General features: G+C 73.8%; 12 protein-coding genes and 2 pseudogenes. 6 read left to right on the plus strand and 8 right to left on the minus strand.

What is annotated here, in order from left to right:
- Positions 1-29: 29 nt before the first annotated feature.
- Positions 30-3,932 (minus strand): annotated as a pseudogene (locus EBN88_RS31590) (DUF6531 domain-containing protein); the annotation flags it as partial.
- A 434-nt stretch (positions 3,933-4,366) separates the two neighbouring features.
- Between EBN88_RS31590 and EBN88_RS05615 the strand changes: the two are divergent.
- Positions 4,367-5,307 (plus strand): annotated as a pseudogene (locus tag EBN88_RS05615) (toprim domain-containing protein); the annotation flags it as partial.
- 132 nt (positions 5,308-5,439) lie between these two features.
- Here the strand turns inward: EBN88_RS05615 and EBN88_RS05620 are convergent.
- Positions 5,440-6,306, minus strand: coding sequence for a phosphotransferase (locus tag EBN88_RS05620; RefSeq protein ID WP_122182684.1), 867 nt, complete (start codon positions 6,304-6,306; stop codon positions 5,440-5,442).
- Between the two features lie 84 nt (positions 6,307-6,390).
- Positions 6,391-6,819, minus strand: coding sequence for an arsenate reductase ArsC (locus EBN88_RS05625; protein ID WP_233580480.1), 429 nt, complete (start codon positions 6,817-6,819; stop codon positions 6,391-6,393).
- Positions 6,820-6,898: 79 nt separating this feature from the next.
- Here EBN88_RS05625 and EBN88_RS05630 point away from each other — a divergent pair, with 79 nt between their 5' ends.
- From EBN88_RS05630 to EBN88_RS32545, 3 genes are all read left to right on the plus strand, one after another.
- A complete protein-coding gene (locus EBN88_RS05630; RefSeq protein ID WP_122182686.1) occupies positions 6,899-7,213 on the plus strand; it encodes an ArsR/SmtB family transcription factor in 315 nt (104 codons plus the stop codon).
- Complete coding sequence (gene arsB / locus EBN88_RS05635) at positions 7,210-8,385, plus strand: ACR3 family arsenite efflux transporter (protein ID WP_122182687.1); 1,176 nt, start codon at positions 7,210-7,212, stop codon at positions 8,383-8,385. The genes EBN88_RS05630 and arsB overlap by 4 nt, the downstream gene beginning before the upstream one ends.
- A gap of 138 nt (positions 8,386-8,523) precedes the next feature.
- Positions 8,524-8,790, plus strand: a complete 267-nt coding sequence (locus EBN88_RS32545; protein WP_158621327.1) for a hypothetical protein — start codon at positions 8,524-8,526, stop codon at positions 8,788-8,790.
- Positions 8,791-9,022: 232 nt separating this feature from the next.
- On the opposite strand, the gene EBN88_RS05645 is transcribed toward EBN88_RS32545, so the two are convergent.
- Positions 9,023-9,394: an ArsR/SmtB family transcription factor gene (locus EBN88_RS05645; RefSeq protein WP_122182688.1), complete on the minus strand. Its 372-nt coding sequence runs from the start codon at positions 9,392-9,394 to the stop codon at positions 9,023-9,025.
- Positions 9,395-9,491: 97 nt separating this feature from the next.
- Between EBN88_RS05645 and EBN88_RS05650 the strand changes: the two genes are divergently transcribed.
- The gene (locus tag EBN88_RS05650; RefSeq protein ID WP_233580481.1) at positions 9,492-10,820 is read left to right on the plus strand and encodes an NAD(P)-binding domain-containing protein; all 1,329 of its coding nucleotides are present in this window, start codon (positions 9,492-9,494) and stop codon (positions 10,818-10,820) included.
- 143 nt (positions 10,821-10,963) lie between these two features.
- Positions 10,964-11,149: a hypothetical protein gene (locus EBN88_RS05655; protein ID WP_199742266.1), complete on the plus strand. Its 186-nt coding sequence runs from the start codon at positions 10,964-10,966 to the stop codon at positions 11,147-11,149.
- 27 nt (positions 11,150-11,176) lie between these two features.
- On the opposite strand, the gene EBN88_RS05660 is transcribed toward EBN88_RS05655, so the two are convergent.
- The 4 genes from EBN88_RS05660 to EBN88_RS05675 form a co-directional block, all read right to left on the minus strand.
- Positions 11,177-13,240, minus strand: a complete 2,064-nt coding sequence (locus EBN88_RS05660; protein WP_122182690.1) for a sulfatase — start codon at positions 13,238-13,240, stop codon at positions 11,177-11,179.
- A gap of 36 nt (positions 13,241-13,276) precedes the next feature.
- Positions 13,277-15,016 carry a sulfatase gene (locus EBN88_RS05665; protein WP_122182691.1) on the minus strand — a complete coding sequence of 580 codons (1,740 nt, stop codon included), beginning with the start codon at positions 15,014-15,016 and terminating at the stop codon, positions 13,277-13,279.
- A gap of 60 nt (positions 15,017-15,076) precedes the next feature.
- Positions 15,077-16,090, minus strand: coding sequence for a formylglycine-generating enzyme family protein (locus tag EBN88_RS05670; protein WP_122182692.1), 1,014 nt, complete (start codon positions 16,088-16,090; stop codon positions 15,077-15,079).
- Positions 16,091-16,549: 459 nt separating this feature from the next.
- Positions 16,550-16,987 (minus strand): winged helix-turn-helix transcriptional regulator, encoded by a 438-nt coding sequence (locus tag EBN88_RS05675; protein WP_122182693.1) that lies wholly within the window; start codon positions 16,985-16,987, stop codon positions 16,550-16,552.
- Positions 16,988-17,052 lie beyond the last annotated feature (65 nt).

Here is a 17,052-nt window from a genome sequence, read left to right on the forward strand (position 1 = left end):
AGCGTGGCCCTGCCGCGCCAGGCGATCGTGCCGTCCTCCGAGACGAGTTCCGTCGGGGTGCCGATCAGGTCCGTGACGATGGCGAAGAACCGCTCGTCCACCGCCTCCTGTTCGGCGTCCGCGCCCGCCGGACCGCCCCGCACGACCCGCTCCGTCTGGGTCAGCGGGCGCACGCCCTCCCGCTCCCAGGTGAGGGTCGCGCGCTCCGTCGCGCCATGGGGAGTGTGGGTCGTCTGCTCGACCAGGTGGGGGCCATCCCAGGTGAAGTCGGTGCGGCTGACCACCGTCTCCCCGTCGTCCGCCAGGCGGAGCTTGGCGACGCGGCGGCCCAGCGGGTCGTGGAGGTAGCGCCAGCGGGTGCCGTCCGGGGTGGTGACGCCGGTCAACCGGTTCTCGGCGTCCCAGGTGTAACGCCACGTCTCCGGTGGGCGGGACAGCCGCTTGCGCTGCCGCAGCACCACGCGACCGGCCGCGTCGTAGGTGTAGCGCACGTCTCCCGCCCGGGTGATCCGGGCGCCGTCGTAGGCGCGGGTGCCGCGTTCGGGGCCGCCGGGGTGCTCCTCGGGCCAGCTGGCCTCCACCGGGCGGCCGAGGTCGTCATACGCGTAGCTCTCGGTCCACCCGATCGCCCGCACGGCGGTGATCCGGCCCCCGGCGTCCCGCTCGTAGCGGCGGGACCCGTCCGCCGGGCCGTCCACCCGCACCGGGCGGCCGTCGTCCCCGTAGGCGAACGACCGCCTGACCAGCGGCAGTTCGGCCGTCGGCAGCGTCAGGTCAGTGCCCGTCAGCCGCTGCCCGGCGCTCCAGCGCTGGGCGAGAACGAGCCCGAGGGCCCCGATGCCCCGCGCGGTCTCCCGGCCCAGCGGGTCCCGGGTGGAGGTGACGGTGCGCCCGGCCGTGGTGAACGCGGTGCGCCGGCCCGCCGCGTCATAGGTGTAGCGCGTCGTGACGCCGGCCGGGGTGCGCCGCGTCGCCGGCTGGCCGAGGGCGTCGTAGGTCCGGGTCAACGTCCGGCCGTCCGCCTCCTCGGAGACGACCCGGCCCATCGGGTCGTAGGCCAGGACGAGGGTGACGTCCGGGCTCTCGGCGCGCGTCATGCGGCCCTGGGCGTCGTGGGTGAAGCGGGTGACCTCACCGTCCACCGACTTGGTGACCTGCCGACCCAGGGCGTCGTAGCCGAACTCGACGGTCTGGCCGACGGCGTTGACGCGGCTGAGCAGCCGGCCGACCGGGTCGTGCCGGTAGCGGACGGTGCGGCCGTCGAAGTCCGTCTCGGAGGTGAGGCGTCCCACCGCGTCGTAGGTGTAGTCCCAGGTGCGGCCGCCCGGCCCGGTGACCTGGGCCAGGCGTAGCTCCGTGTCGTAGGTGAACGTGTGGCGCGCCCCGTCCGGGGCGGTGCGGGTGGCGGGCTGGTCGAAGCGGCTCCAGGTCCAGCGGGTGGTGCGGCCGAGGGCGTCGGTGTGGCTGAGGCGGTTGCCCTCGCCGTCGTAGGTCCAGCGCTCGGTGGCGCCGTCGGGCGTGGTCCGCGCGGCGAGCAGGCCCTCGACGGTCCAGCTCCAGCGGGTCGTGCCGCCCAGCGGATCGGTGGCGGAGACGGGGTTGCCGAACGGGTCGTAGCTGAGGCGGGTGACCCCTCCGAGCGGGTCCGTCACCGTGACGGGGTGGCCCAACGCGTCGTTGACGAAGTGTTGTTCGGCGCCGGTCGCGTCCACCAGGCGGGTCAGGGCCCCGGTCTCGTCGTGCTCGAAGGTGGTGACGGCGCCCGTGGGGTCGGTGACGGACACGCAGTTGCCCCGCTCGTCCCACTCCTGGCGCCAGGTCGTGCCGTCCGGGGCGGTGCTCTCCACCGGGTGACCGGCCTCGTCGTAGCGGGTGGTGGAGACCGAGCCATCCGGGTGGTGGACGGCGACGGGGTGACCCGCCTCGTCGTACGTGACGCGCAGGGTGTTCCCCAGCTCGTCGGTGCGACTGACCAGCCGGTCGCGCCGGTCCCACTCCTGGTACACGGTGTGGCCCAACGCGTCGGTCTCCGCGACGAGTTGGAGGCTCCGGTCGAACCGGTGAAGCGTCTGGTGCCCCAGGGAGTCCGTGACCGTGGTGGTCCGGGTCTCGGTGTCGTAGGCGAAGGTGTAGGCGAGGGCGCCGTCGGCGGCGGTGCCGGCCACGCAGCGGTCCAGCTCGTCGTAGGTGAACCGGTAGGCGACGCCGTTGCGGTCCTCCCAGCCCGTCATGCGCTGCCGGTGGTCATAGGTGAAACGCAGCGGCAGCCCCGAGGAGTTGACGACCTCGGCGAGCTGGCCGTCCGCGTCGTAGCCGTAGCGGACCAGGCTGGGACGGTCCGGGTGGCTGAGCAGCGTCAGCTCGGTGATCCGGCGCCCCTCACGGGCGATGCCTATGTGGTAACCGCCGTGGTGGAGCAGCTCGCTGGGGGCGCCCTCGGCGTCGTGGCGGACGGCGATCGTGTTGCCGCGCTGGTCGGCGATCGAGGTGAGTGGCAGCTCCGTGGGCGGCCGGCCGGGGCACGGCCGGAAGCCAAGCGTCTGCCCGGTGTCGGTCCGGTGGACCCGCAGCTCGCCGCCGGGCGTGCCGTCCCAGCTCAGCGGCCACGCGGGGCCCTCGACGGGCAGGACGGGGGTGTCCTCCGCCGGGCGTGGATAGTCCAGCACCATGCCGTCGTGGGCGCACAGCCGCACCCCGTGCTCGGAGAGCAGCAGGCGCTGGTCGAGGGTGCTGCTCCAGGAGGGCCCCAGCCACCGGCCGGAACGGCTGCCCGTCCGGTGATGACGCTCCAGCACCAGCGGGAGCACACCTGGCAGTTCGATATCGACGGCGGACATGACCATCTGGCCGGTAGACAGGTCGATCGGGTCGCCCCGGGTGATCAGGCACCGGATGTCGCGGCCCAGGTTGCGAAGGCGCGGGCCGAGGCCCCTGACGCCCTGAGCGATGCCCCTCAGGCCGGTGCGGGCGGCGGAGAGTCCGCCGCGCAGTCCGCGCGCCAGTCCGCCCAGCGTCGTCAGGCCCTTCATGCCGGGGATGCAGTCCAAAGCCGCGAAGGCGACGTCGAGGAGTCCGGCCTCGCCGCGCGCGTACTTGATCAACGTGTCGGCGAGGACGACCAACGCGGCGGCCAGGACGACCCAGGCCAACGGTCCGCCGATGATCATCACGACGACGCCGAGGACGGCGACGATGACCTTGCAGACCGCGACGATGGTGTCCCAGTTGTCGGTCACCCACTTGATGGCCTTCTCCCACCACCGCCGGTTCTGGATGCCGGCGTCGGACGCCTCCTCGATGCCCTGGGCGCAGACCCGGGCGGCCTCCTCGCGCATCTCCTGTGCGTCCAGGGCGAGTTGGCGGGCGGCGGCCAGGCGTTCCTCGGCGTCGTTGACCCGGGACCTGGCCACGCCTGCGGCCGCCTCCGCCGCCTGCTGGTCGCGCGCGGCGGCCCGGACATCCGCCTCGTCCGGCGGCTCGACGTTCTCCCGCTCCCCCTCCCGCTGAAGCCGCTCGGCCTCCTCGCCGGCCCGCCCCACCCAGTCCTGCGCGTCCCCCAACGCCGCCTGCGCCGACGCCAGATCCGCCTGGGCCGAGATCGCCCGGTCCAACGCCCGGTCCGCCATCCCCTGCGCGGTCTGGAGCTTGGGCCAGTAGGCGTGCAGCGCCTGCGAGCAGAGGGAGTAGGAGTCCTCCAGCTTGGTCAGATTGTCCGGCACGCCCTCGAACTCACGACGGAACGCGTCCGCCGACAGCCCCGCCCAGTCCAGGACGGCCCGCTCGCCCGCCAACCCCCGGATCTTCCCCAGCGCCTCGCCCACATCGTCGGCGAACTCCCGCAAGTCATCGGCGAGTTCGCGGACCTCGTCCGGGTCCCCAGGCGTCGGGTCCCGGTCCATGTCCACCGGCGACCAGTCGGACGGACGCACCATCGTCCCCACCCCGTTCGTGAAGATGATCCCTCATCGGAGTCAACGCGAAGATGACGCCGAACTCAACAGTCGCGGCCCGCGTTTCCGCTGGACACCGGGTCGGGGAGGGCGCGGGGAACCTCGCGTCGTCTGCCTTGACGGGGGCGGCGCTCTGGGCGTCGGTGAGTTGAGGGTTCGGGGCAGGACGGCGGGCCCGCGCGAGGGGGCGAACGGCGAACTGCCGTGGTCCCGGGCCATAGGCAGAACCGGACGTCCGGCCGGACGTCCGGACACCGTTACCTCTGGTTTCATGGGGTCCCATGGCGTCAGCGAGCGGCCCCGCCAACGTTGCGGCCCGAACTCCCCGCACGGCGGGGCGCACAGCGGAAGGTGCGTTGGTGGATCGTTTCGCGCCTTGTCGGCTCGTGCGCTCGAACGTCCGACTTCATGAACAAGGTTGGCACGGCGTGGGCCTGTCGGTGGTGAACGCGCTGTCGACCCGGCTGTCGGTGGAGATCTGGACCGACGGGCACCGGTGGACGCAGGACTACCGGCACGGCGAACCCACCGCCCCGCTGGCCCGCCGTGAGGCCACTCCTACCGCTACGACGGCGGCATCGCCGACTTCGTCGCCCACCTCAACGCCCGCAGGGGCGAGCCGGTTCACCCCTCGGTCATCACCATCGCCGCCGAGGACGCGGAACGGCCGCTGTCGGTCGAGGTCGCCCTCCAGTGGAACGGCCAGTACAGCGACAGCGTGTACTCCTACGCCAACGCCATCCACACCCACGAGGGCGGCACCCACGAGGAGGGGTTCCGCACGGCCCTGACCACCGTGGTCAACCGCTACGCGCGGGAGAAGAGGTTGCTGCGGGAGCAGGACGCCAACCTCTCCGGCGAGGACGTTCGCGAGGGCCTGACCGCGGTCGTCTCCGTGAAGCTGGGCGAGCCGCAGTTCGAGGGCCAGACCAAGACCAAGCTCGGCAACACGGAGGCGCGCGCGTTCGTGCAGCGGGTCGTCCACAAGCGGTTGACCGACTGGTTCGACCGCAACCCGCACGAGGCCGTGGACGTCGTGCGCAAGGCCATGCGGGCGGCCACGGCCCGGGTCGCGGCCCGCCGGGCGCGCGAACTCACCCGCCGCAAGGGCCTGTTGGAGACGGCGGCGCTGCCGGGCAAGCTGTCCGACTGCCAGTCGAACGACCCGGCGATGTCGGAGATCTTCATCGTGGAGGGAGACTCGGCCGGCGGCAGCGCCAAGTCCGGCCGCAACCCGCGCTACCAGGCGATCCTCCCGATCCGGGGCAAGATCCTCAACGTGGAGAAGGCCGGGATCGACAGAATCCCGCACAACCAGGAGATCCAGGCGATCATCTCCGCGTTCGGCACGGGCGTGACGAACTCTTCTCCATCCTGATGGGCGAGGACGTGGAGGCCCGCCGCCACTTCATCCAACGCAACGCCAAGGACGTCCGGTTCCTCGACATCTGACCGGGGCCGCGCTCCCGGAACCCGGACCCACCCGGCTCTACGGGCCGGCCAGTCGGTCGTTCATCGTGTCGAGCGTCGGCCAGGGAGGACCGTCGCGCAGCACGCGCGGGAACTCCTCCCGGAAGAACCTGCCGTTCGGAAACTGGTCGCCAACCTCCCAGCGCCAGGCGGCGACCATCGCGAGGACGAGCTGTCGGCAGTCGTCCAGCAGGTCCCGGTCGATGTGCGGGTAGTGCGCGGAGACCGCCTCGGGGACATGGGCGAGGTCGAACTCGACGGGTCCACGGCAGCACGTCTCAAGGTCGATGAACAGCGGGCCGTCTCTCGTGCCGAGCACATTGCCGGGATGCGGCTCGCCGTGGAGCAGCTGTTCCACGGCGCCGCGCTCCTCGATGGCCCGTCGCAGACCTGCCAGTCTGCCGCCGAGGAAGACGCGGTCCGCGTCGGCGAGTTCCGGCGAGCGTTCCGGGTCGGCGACGACCTCCTCCGCCTCCGTGATCCGGTCCGTGAAGTGGGGGCTCGGCATATCGAGCCGGCGCATCCCGGCGTGCAGCCGTTCCAGCGCCCCGGCGTAGTCGGCCGGTGAGAGGTGCGGGGTCACGGGCGCGTGGTAGGTCCACAGCGTCACCGCGAAGCCGTCCCGCGTGTACACACGCGGGTCCACCCGAGGCTCCAGGGGGCACACCGGGCCGCCGACCTCGGCGAGCCGCCGGGCGAGTTCGACCTCGAACCGTGCGACCTCCTGCCCCACGGGGGCGACGCGGGCGAAGACGTCGCACGGCGTCAGCCGCAGCGCCAGCTTGTTCGAGTTGTGGAGCACGGTCGCGTCGCTGGCGCGCAGGCCGAGCGACGCGGCGACCGACGTCGCGGCCGCCTTCGCGCGTGTGACGTCGGGCCTGTCCATCGGTCAACCCTGGCACACGGAGGTCTTCTCCGTTCCGGACGGGTACGCGTCCGGGCCGGGGCACCGTGACGGCGGGGTCGCCCGTCAGGGCGCGGGGCGGGTGTCGATCTCGTGGATCAGGTCCTCGACGCGGGTGCGGATCGCGTCGCGGATGGGGCGGACGGCGTCGAGGCCCCGGCCGGCGGGGTCGTCGAACTGCCAGTCGCGGTAGTGCTTTCCGGGGAGGACCGGGCAGGCGTCGCCGCAGCCCATGGTGATGACGTAGTCGGACGCCTCGACGGCGTCGGTGGTCAACGCCCTGGGTCGCTCGGCGGCGATGTCGATGCCCACCTCCCGCATGGCCGCGACGGCGGCCGGGTTGATCTGGTCGGCGGGCAGGGAGCCGGCCGAGCGGACCTCGATGCGGTCGCCGGCGAGGTGGGCGAGGAAGCCGGCGGCCATCTGGGAGCGGCCGGCGTTGTGGACGCAGACGAACAGCACGGAGGCGCGGGGGGCGGTGGGCTCGGGGGGCACGGTGGCACGTCCTTCGCGGGGTGAGGCCGGCATCAGCCGAGGCTGGTATCAGTCAACGCTGATGTGACAGTATCAGCCCATGCTGACCTCAGTTGACGCCGATGTGGTCCGGGCGCTGGCCGACCCGCTGCGGGCCCGCATCGTGGCGCTGCTCGCCCGCGAGACGTTGTGCACGACGCACCTGATCGAGGAGACCGGCGCGCGGCAGACCAACCTCTCCAACCATCTGCGGGTGCTGCGCGAGGCCGGGGTGGTGGACACCGAGCCCTGCGGCCGGTTCACCTACTACCGGCTGCGGCCCGAGGTCCTGGAGTCCCTGGCCGGGCGGTGCGCCGAGTTGGCGGCCCTGGCCCGTGTCACGGTCGAGTCGGACCGGAAGCGCGCCTGCCCATGACCGCCACCGAGCCCACCGCCGAGTCCGGAACCGTGACCGCCGCCGGGTCGGGAGCCGGGCCGGAGCCCGGGCCGGGCCCCGGCGTCGTGTCGAGGCTGTCCACGCTGGACCGGTTCCTGCCGGTCTGGATCGTCGCGGCCATGGCCGGCGGCCTGCTGCTGGGCCGGGCGGTGGAGGGGCTGGACGAGCGGCTGGCGGACCTGGAGGTCGGCGGCGTCTCGTTGCCCATCGCCGCCGGCCTGTTGGTCATGATGTACCCGGTGCTGGCCAAGGTCCGCTACGACGCCACCAGCCTGCGGGCGGTCACCGGCGACCGCCGGCTGTTGTTCCTCTCGCTGGTCCTCAACTGGCTCCTCGGCCCCGCCGTCATGTTCGCCCTGGCCTGGCTCTTCCTGGCCGACGCGCCCGAGTACCGCACCGGACTGGTCATCGTCGGCCTGGCCCGCTGCATCGCCATGGTGATCATCTGGAACGACCTGGCCTGCGGCGACCGGGAGGCGGCGGCCGTTCTCGTCGCCCTCAACTCCGTGTTCCAGGTGGTGGCGTTCGGCCTGCTCGGCTGGTTCTACCTCGACCTGCTGCCCGGCTGGCTGGGCCTGGGCGAGGGCGCGGGCGAGCGCCTCGACGTCTCGCCCGGGAGGATCGCGCTCAATGTCGCGGTCTTCCTCGGCGTTCCCCTGCTCGCCGGCTTTCTCACCCGCCGCCTCGGGGAGCGCGGCCTGGGCCGGGGGCGGTACGAGAGTCGGGTCCTGCCCCGGATCGGGCCGTGGGCGTTGTACGGGCTGCTGTTCACCGTGGTGGTGCTGTTCGCCCTCCAGGGCGACGCCATCACCTCCGAACCGTGGGACGTGGCCCGGATCGCTCTGCCCCTGCTGGTCTACTTCGCCGTGATGTGGTGCGGCTCGTACGCCCTGGGGCGGGCCGCCGGCCTGCCCTACGACCGCACCGCGACGCTGGCGTTCACCGCCGCCGGCAACAACTTCGAGTTGGCCATCGCGGTCGCGGTCGGCACCTTCGGCGTGACCAGCGGGCAGGCGTTGGCCGGGGTCGTGGGCCCGCTGATCGAGGTGCCCGCGCTGGTGGCCCTGGTTCATGTCTCCCTCGCCCTGCGCCGCCGCGCCACCGCGCCACCGGTTCCGGCGGGGGCGGAACGGAGCCGCGCCAACACGTAGGCGGCGTCCCGCGCGGCGCCGCGCGGCGAGTTGGACGCGAGGCTCCGTTGGAACTCGATGCCGACATAGCCGAGCCCGGGAACGGTGGTGGAGACGCCGCCCCGGTGGAACGGTCGGCACTGGTCGTCGACGGCCGGTGTGGCGCGTCCACCAGTGGATGTCCCGGCCGAGCGGGCGCTGCGCGACCCACCGCACCGGGGCGCGGGTGGCCGGCGTCACCCGGGCGTGCGGCGCGAGTTCGGCGGCGATCCGCACGGCGGAGTTCCCCGCGCCCACGACGAGGACGCGCGCGCCCTCGAACGGCCCGGGCGCACGGTGGTCGGCGACCTCGTCCCGGGTCGGGTAGCGGTCCCGGCCGCCCGGGACGTCACCGGGGGCGCCGTCCGGGAAGGGGTGGCCGGGTAGGGCGGAGTAACGGGCCGGGGAGAACAGCGTCAGGCTGTCGTAGTACGCGGGCCAGGAACCGGCGGTGTCCTCGCTGGCCTCCAGGATCAGGGAACGTCCCCATCCGGCGCGGGAGGCGACGGCCGCGGTGGACAGCCCGGACTGGCCGGCGCCGACGACGAGGAGGTCAACGCGTTCCACGGGCGGCTCCGGACACGGGGACGGGGACGGGCGGAGGCACGGGCCCGGGGCCTCAGCGGTCGGCGGGCAGGTCGAGCATCGCCGACATCGCGGCGAGGACCGAGGGCGCGACGGCGTAGTAGACCCAGGTGCCCCGGCGTTCGGAGGTCAGGAGTCCGGCCTCGCGGAGCTTCTTCAGGTGGTGGCTGACGGTGGGTTGGGAGACGCCGACGTCGGCGATGTCGCAGACGCACGCCTCACGCCCCGGGTGGGAGGCGACCCTGGAGAACAGCCGCAGCCGCACCGGGTCGGCCAGCGCCTTGAACATCGCGGCCATCCGCTCGGAGTCCGGCACGGACAGCTCCCCCGCCGTCAGCGGCGGGCAGCACGGCGCGGCCGCGTTCTCGGCGGCCAGCACCGGGAGTTCGACCCTCTTCTTCGACATGCGTCTATGTTGACAGATGTCGATATCGAGTGCCAGGCTCCGGAGTGGATATCGACAACCGTCGAATCAAGGTGTCGGCAGTGAAGGAGCAACGACCATGCCGGAGCGCAACGCCCCGCCGATCGCGGTCATCGGCGCGGGACCCGTCGGACTGGCCGCCGCCGCCCAGCTCGTCGGGCGCGGCCTGACGCCGCTGGTCCTGGAGGCCGGGCCGACGGCCGCGACCGCCGTTCGCGCGTGGGGGCATGTGCGCCTCTTCTCGACCTGGGCCGAACTCGTCGACCGGGCCGCCGAGAAGCTGCTCGCCCCGACCGGCTGGACCCCGCCCCCGAGCGACGAGCACCCGACCGGCGCCCGCTGGGTCGCCGACTACCTCCAACCGCTGGCCGACGCCCTGGGCGACCGCGTCCGCTACGGCACCACCGTCACCGGCCTGGCCCGCGCCGGGCGCGACCGGGTGGTGGACGCCGGCCGCGCGCGGCAGCCGTTCACCGTTCACCTGACCAGCGCCGACGGCGGCGAGGAACGCGTCCGGGTCCGGGCGATCATCGACGCCTCCGGCACCTGGTCCATCCCGGCCCCCCTCGGCGCCGACGGCCTGCCCGCCGCCGGCGAACGCGCCCTGGCCGAACGCGGGCGCCTCGACTACCGCGTCCCCGACCTCGGCGACCCGGCCGTGCGCGCGGCGTTCGCCGGGAAACGGACCGCCGTGGTGGGCGCCGGCGCCTCCGCGTTCACCGCGCTCGCCGCCCTGGCCGACCTCGCCGGGACCGAGGAGGGCGCCGGCACCGAGGCGCTGTGGGTGACGCGGCGCGAGATCTCGGCGACGACCTTCGGCGGCGGGACCGCCGACCAGCTCCCGGCGCGCGGCGCCCTGGGCCTGGCGGCCAGGGCGGCCGTCGACCGGGGCCATGCGCGCGCGGTCGCCGGCTTCCGCACCGCCGCCGTCCAACGGGACGCCGACGGCCGGCTGGTCCTGGTCGCCGAGGACGGCCGCCGCACCGAACCCGTCGACCGGGTCGTGGTGCTCACCGGCCTGCGCCCCGACCTCTCCTTCCTCGGCGAGGTCCGCCTCGGCCTGGACGAACGCCTCTCCGCCCCCTCGGCGCTGGCCCCGTTGATCGACCCCAACGTCCACTCCTGCGGCACGGTCCGCCCGCACGGCGTGGAGGAGTTGGCCCATCCCGAACCCGACCTGTTCCTGGCCGGGGCCAAGTCCTACGGCCGCGCCCCGACCTTCCTGGCGATGACCGGATACGAGCAGGTCCGCTCCCTCGCCGCCGCGCTCGCCGGGGACCTGACGGCGGCCCGGAGCGTCGCGTTGGCCCTGCCGGCGACCGGCGTGTGCGGCGGCACCGGGCTCCCGGCCCCGGCCGGGGACATCCCCGACGTTCCGGGGCGTGGAGGCGGCTGCTGCGGCGCCTGAGCGCGCGAGCCGGCCGCCCGCGCCGCGCCAGGTGAGGCGGGGCCGGGCGGTTCTGCGACAACGTGACTTCTGCTTGGGCTTGTTGACGTGGTGTCGGGCGGGGGGCGGCGGCCGTGGCCGGGCGGCTGGCGACGTTCCGGCGGATGGCGACCACGGCGGTCACCCATCCGGTGCTGGTCAACGGCAGCGCGGGGCTGGTCAACACCGTGCGCGGCGCGCTGTTCTCGGTGATGGGCTGCACGGTCGCCGACGGCCGGATCGCGGCGATCGACATCCTCTCCGACCCCGACCGGCTGGCCCGCGCGGATCTGGGTGATCCGGCGCGGTGAGCCAGCCGGTCGCGGGGGCGGCGAGCCCTACGCGCGGTGGGCGGTGAGGCCGTCGAGGGTGATGGTGCCGTCGTCGAGGCGGACGCTGGTGGCCCAGCGGTAACGGGCGCGCACGGCGGGGTCGCTGAGGTCGAGCGCGCCGCCGGTGTCGGCGGTGAAGAGGAACTCCCAGCCGTCGCCCTGGTCGGCGTAGGCGGTGGCCCTGGTGCCGCGCAGCACGAAGGCGTAGCGGGCGTCGGGGCCGGTGAGGTCCACGGTGCCGTCGAGGTTGTGCAGCGGTTCGGCCCCTGCGGTGACGAGTTGCCCGTCCACCCGCAGGTCCCAGCCGACGCGGCGCAGCCCGTTGTGGTAGCGGAACAGCAGGTAGTTGTCCGCGTCCTGGGCGACGCCGACGAAGACGGTGTCCTGGGTGCCGGCCTCGGCGAAGGTGCCGGGGGTGAGGACGGCCGCCGCCGTGTCGGAGCCCGGCGTGACGTCGGAGCGGAACACCAGGTGGGTCAACTGGTCGGCGCTGACGGCGAGTCGGCCGTTCTCGACCCGGGCGTCGCCCACGTGCTCGGTCACCGGCAGCACGCTCCACCGCGCCAGGTCGCCGTCGAAGGTCTCGGCCAGCTCCGGCACCGGGTACGCCGCGCGGCGCGGCGTCGGCGGCAGGACGTTCACCTCGGCGATGTGCGCTTCGAGGCGGGCGCGCAGCGCGCGGGCGCGGCCGGGGTGCCGGGCGGAGATGTCGGTGGTCTCGCCGGGGTCGCGGGCCAGGTCGTACAGCTCGCTTCGCCCGTCCCTGAAGTACCGCACCAGCTTGTACCGCCCGGAGCGCACGGCGGCGTGCGGGTGGGTGGAGCCGATGAAGTGCGGATAGACCCAGAACAGTTCCTCGCGGCGGAGGGCGCCGGCGCCGGTCAGCACGGGGGCGAGGCTGACGCCGTCGAACCGGTGCCGGCCGGGCCGGCCGCCCGCGAGGTCGAGGGCGGTGGGCAGCACGTCGACGGTGCTGACCGGGGCGTCCTCGCTGCGGCCGCCGCGCACCCGCCCGGGCCAGTGCGCGATGAGCGGCACCCGGATGCCGCCCTCGTACAGCTCGCCCTTGCCGCCGCGCAGCGGCTGGTTGGCGTCGCGGTACGGGCCGCCGTTGTCGGAGGTCACCAGGAGCAACGTGTCGCGGTCCAGGCCGAGTTCGGCGAGGGTGTCGGCGATGCGGCCCACCTGCTGGTCGACGCTCTCCAACATGGCGGCGAGCACCGGCCGGTTGGGCGCCTCGTCGGCGCCGGGCTTGGCCCGGTACTTGGCGACCAGCTCGGGCCTGGCGTCGAGGACGGTGTGCACCGCGTAGTTGGAGACGTGCAGGAAGAACGGCTCGTCGCGGTGGCGGGTCAGGAAGTCGACGGCCTCGGCGGCCAGCCGGTCGGTGAGGTACTCGTTGGGCTCCCTGGCGGGGAGGTCGGGCAGGAAGAAGTACGGGTGGAAGTAGTCGCCGTCGGCGATGTACTTCTCCTCGGAGGCGATCACCTCGTCGAAGCCGTGGGCGAACGGGTTGCCCGGCCGCTCCCGGTACGGGCCGCTGTAGGTCTCGGTGAGGTGCCACTTGCCGATGAGGCCCGTGGTGTAGCCGTGCGGGCGGAGCACGTCGGGGATGGTCGGTATGTCGGGTGAGAGGTGTTTGTCGCTGGCGGCGGCCTCGCCGCGCAGGAAGTCGGTGATGCCGCTGCGCGCCGGGTAGCGGCCGGTGACGAGCGCGGCGCGGGTCGGGGAGCAGAGCGGGGCGGCGGCGTAGGCGCTGGTGAAGCGGACGCCCTCGCGGGCCAGCCGGTCGAGGTGCGGGGTCTCGTTGAACGTGTTGCCGTAGGCGCCGAGTTCGTCCCAGCCGAGGTCGTCGATGGAGACGAAGACGACGTTCGGGGGCCGGCGGCCGGGTCGGCCGCCCCGGCCGGCCGCCGAGGCGGGCCACGGGGCCGCGACGAGGCCGGCGACGGCGGTGCCGGTGGCGGTGGAGAGGAACCGGCGGCGGGACGGGCGCGGTCGGGACGGGCGTTGCGGACGTTGTGGGCGTTGTGGGCGTTGTGGGCGTTGGGCGGTCGCTGGTCTGGGCATGGCGAGGGTGCCTTTCGGGAGGGCTGGTGCCGTCGTTCAGTGGCGCCGTGGCGTTTCGAGGACCAGCGGGAGTTCCTCGCCGGGCCGGATGACGAGGGTCTCGTCGCGGCGCCGGGTGGCCTCGCCGTCCGCGTAGGTGGTGCCGGTGACGGTGAACTCGACGGGCTCGCGGCCCTCGCGGAGCGTCGCCAGCGGCGCGTCGAGGTCGTCGAGCCAGCGGATCAGATCGTTGCCCAACTCCCGTACGACGTCGGGGCGTTCGGCCGCCAGGGTCTCGGCCTCGCCGATGTCGCGGCGCAGGTCGTACAGCTCCCAGGAGCGGTCCTCGTAGGAGTAGACGAGCTTCCAGCGGCCGGAGCGGATCACGGACTGCGGGCGCTGGTCGCGGGTGGCGTCGACGAGGTAGCCGGGGAGGTGCCAGTAGAGGGCGTCGCGGCGGAGCCTGGCGTCGGGGTCGGCGAACAGGCCGCTGAGGTCCACGCCGTCGAGGGGCTGGCCGGCGGGCGGCCGGGCGCCGGCGAGCGAGGCGATGGTGGCGTGGTGGTCGGCGGCGTAGACCGGGGTGTGGTCGACGCGGTCGCCGTCCACCAGCTCGGGGTTGGCGCTCCAGGCGATCAGCGGGACGCGGATGCCGCCCTCGCGCAGCTCGCCCTTCTGCCCGCGCAGCGGCCCGTTGTCGGTGAACCGCTCGACGCCGCCGTTGTCGCCGGTGAAGACGAGCACGGTGTTCTCGGCGAGGGTGTGGCCGGGGTTCCTCGGGTCGGGGGTGGTCTCCAGGTGGTCGACGACGCGGGCGACGGCCTGGTCGAGGCCCTCGGCGAGCGCCCCGTACGACGGGTTGGACGGGCCGCTGCCCGGCTCGGCCGCCTGGTACTTCGCCAACAGGTCGGCGCGGGCCTGCCGTTCGCCGACCGGGGTGTGGACGGCGTAGGAGCTGAGGAACGCGAAGAACGGGTCCTCGCTGTTGCGGTCGACGAAGTCGATGGTGGCGTCGGCGAGGGCGTCGGTGACGTGCTTGTCGGTGCCGACGAGGGCGTCGAGGGCGGCCGGGTCGACGCCGTGGCTGTAGGGCCTGATGTTCTCGTCCACGTACTCCTGGGTGTAGTCGCCGGCGAACGCGTCGAGCGCGGGCCCGATCTTCGGCCCGAACTGCCCGTCGCTGGCGTGGTAGGCGCCGGGGTCGCCGGCGTTGGTGCCGCCGAGGTTCTCGTCGAAGCCGTGCAGGGCGGTGATGTCCTCGCCGGTCCTGGTGACATGGAACTTGCCGACGTAGCCGGTGGTGTAGCCGGCGTCCTGGAGCCGTTCGCCGACGGTGACGGCCTCGGCGGGCAGGGCGGTGGCGCCGTCCTCGCGACCCTGCGGCGGGCCGTACAGGAGGGTGTCGTCGCCGCCCCGGTTGAGGTTGCCCACGAGGTAGATGTTGTTCTCGGGGCGCGGGGCGTAGAGGCCGGTGAGCAGGGCGGCGCGGGTGGGCGTGCAGTTGACGGAGGTGTAGGCGTTGTCGAAGGCGACGCCCTCCCGCGCGATGCGCTCCAGGGCCGGCGTCTCGTAGTAGTCGCTGGGGTTGCCGTCGTTGGTGCGGGGGCTGCTGAGGCTCGTCCAGCCGAAGTCGTCGGCGAGGATATAGACGATGTTGGGCCGCTGCGCGCCGTGGTGCCGGTCGGCGGTCGCACCGGCGTCGTGGGCGGTGGCGGGGCCCGGGGCGCCGAGCGTGGTGAGGGTGAGGATCGCGGGGAGGGCCAGCAGGCCGAGCGAACGTGGCCGTCTCTTCGTCATGGGGGATTCCTCCGGGGCCGGGGTGGGGCGGCGGGTGAAGTGGCGGGGTGAAGTGGCGGGTCAGGCGGCGTCGTTGGCGCAGCGGAAGCCGATGTTGGCCGCCGCCGAGTCGGCGGTGTTGCCGGAGCGGGCGGCGACCCGGTAGCGGTAGCAGTAGGAGTCGTGGCACAGGAACGAGCCGCCCCGCATGACGCGGCGGGCGTCAGGTGCCGGGTCGTGCGCGGGGCCACGGGGGTCGTGGACGGGGTCCGGCGCGCCGGCGCGCGCGGCGTAGGCGTCGGGCGCGAAGGTGTCGGCGCACCACTCCCAGACGTTGCCGACCATGTTCCACAGGCCGTGGCCGTTGGGGCGGAAGGACTTCACGGGCGCGGTGGCGGCGTGGCCGTCCTCGGCGGTGTTGTGGGTGGGGAAGGTGCCCTGCCAGATGTTGCACAACCACCGCCCGCGCGGGGTGAGTTCGTCGCCCCACGGGAAGCGGCGGCCCTCCAGGCCGCCCCGCGCCGCGTACTCCCACTCGGCCTCGGTGGGCAGCCGCTTGCCCGCCCACGCGCAGTACGCCTGGGCGTCGTGCCAACTCACCTGCACCACCGGGTGGTTCTGGAGGTCGCTGATGCCGGAGAGCGGCCCGGCCGGGTGGCGCCAGGAGGCGCCGCGCACGACCAGCCACCACGGCGTTCCGGTGGCCCGCCCCAGCACGTCGGCCGGCTCGGCCCGCACCGAGAGGTGGAACACCGCCGACAGGCCCAGCCGTTCCGCGTCCGTCACATAGCCGGTGTCCTTGACGAACGCGGCGAAGGCGGCGTTGGTGACCGTGGTCGCGTCCATCAGGAACGGGTCGAGGCGCACCGGGTGCACCGGGCCCTCGCCGTCCGCCGCGTAGCCCTCGCCGAACGCGTCGCCCATGCCGAACGTCCCGCCGGGCAGCCGCACCTGACCGCGCGTGCCGCGCCGCGCGGCCGGCGGGCGGAACGGCGCGGCCGCGCGGGCTTGGGGCACGCCGACCAACTGCCCGCCGGCGGACGGCTGGTGGTCATCGTGGTGGTGGCCGGCGGCGGACGGGGCGCAGCAGGACATGGGTGGGGCTCCAGGGTCCGGGCAGGACAGGGCAGGGCGGAGCGGGGCGCACGGCGGCCCGGGCGGGGAACGCCGGCGCGCGGCACCATGCGGAACGGGTGCGGAACGGTGCGCGGAGCGGGGCGCGGACGGGGAGAGGCCGCGCGCGGGCGGAGGTCAGGCGGGGCGATCCCGCCGACTCAGCCGACTCGGCCGATGTGGCGGGATGCCGCCCGCGACTCCGGGGCGGTGACCGCGAGAAGGGAAGGGCTCAGCGACAGAACTCGTCGAAGTGGTCGGCGCGGCGGCCGGGCCAGAACTGGTCCAGCAGCACCGTGCGCGCCGAGCGGGTCTCCCTCATGGTGGGGATCGCACCACATCGCACGGGGATGTTCAATGGGGCGTCCGCTGGCTGGAACGCGACGCGGGGATCTCCTTCTTCGGGTGCGGGGCACCGGACCGGGGCCGCCGGGGGGCGGTTCAACGGGCGTCGTACGCCTCGCGGTGGGCGTGGACCTGTTCCATGTGGGTCTCGGCCCACTCCTTGATGCCCCGCATCACCGTGCGGAGCGAGAGCCCGAGGTCCGTCAGCTCGTAGGTCACCGTGACCGGAACGGTCGGCGTCACCGTCCGCGTGATCATCCCGTCGCGTTCCAGCGCGCGCAGCGTCTGGGTCAGCATCTTCTGGCTGATGCCGGACAGCCGGCGCGCCAGTTCGGAGAAGCGCATCGGCCGTGGCTCGCCGGTGCAGGCGTCCCCGGAGACCTGCGGCCCGTCGCTGCCGAGGGCCGCCAGGACCAGCGCGACCCACTTGTCGGAGATCCGTTCCAGCAGTTGGCGGCTGGGACAGCCGGCGAGGAACGCGTCATAGCCCGCCTTCGCCTCCGCCCGCCGCTCGGCCGCCGTCCTCGTCGTCATCGGACGTTCGCCTCCCACCCAGCGGTGACCTACGCACTTTCAGGTGCCTACTTCCCAGTGGAGAG

The sequence above is a fragment of the Streptomyces triticirhizae genome (assembly GCF_003696235.1).
Taxonomy (GTDB): domain Bacteria; phylum Actinomycetota; class Actinomycetes; order Streptomycetales; family Streptomycetaceae; genus Streptomyces; species Streptomyces triticirhizae.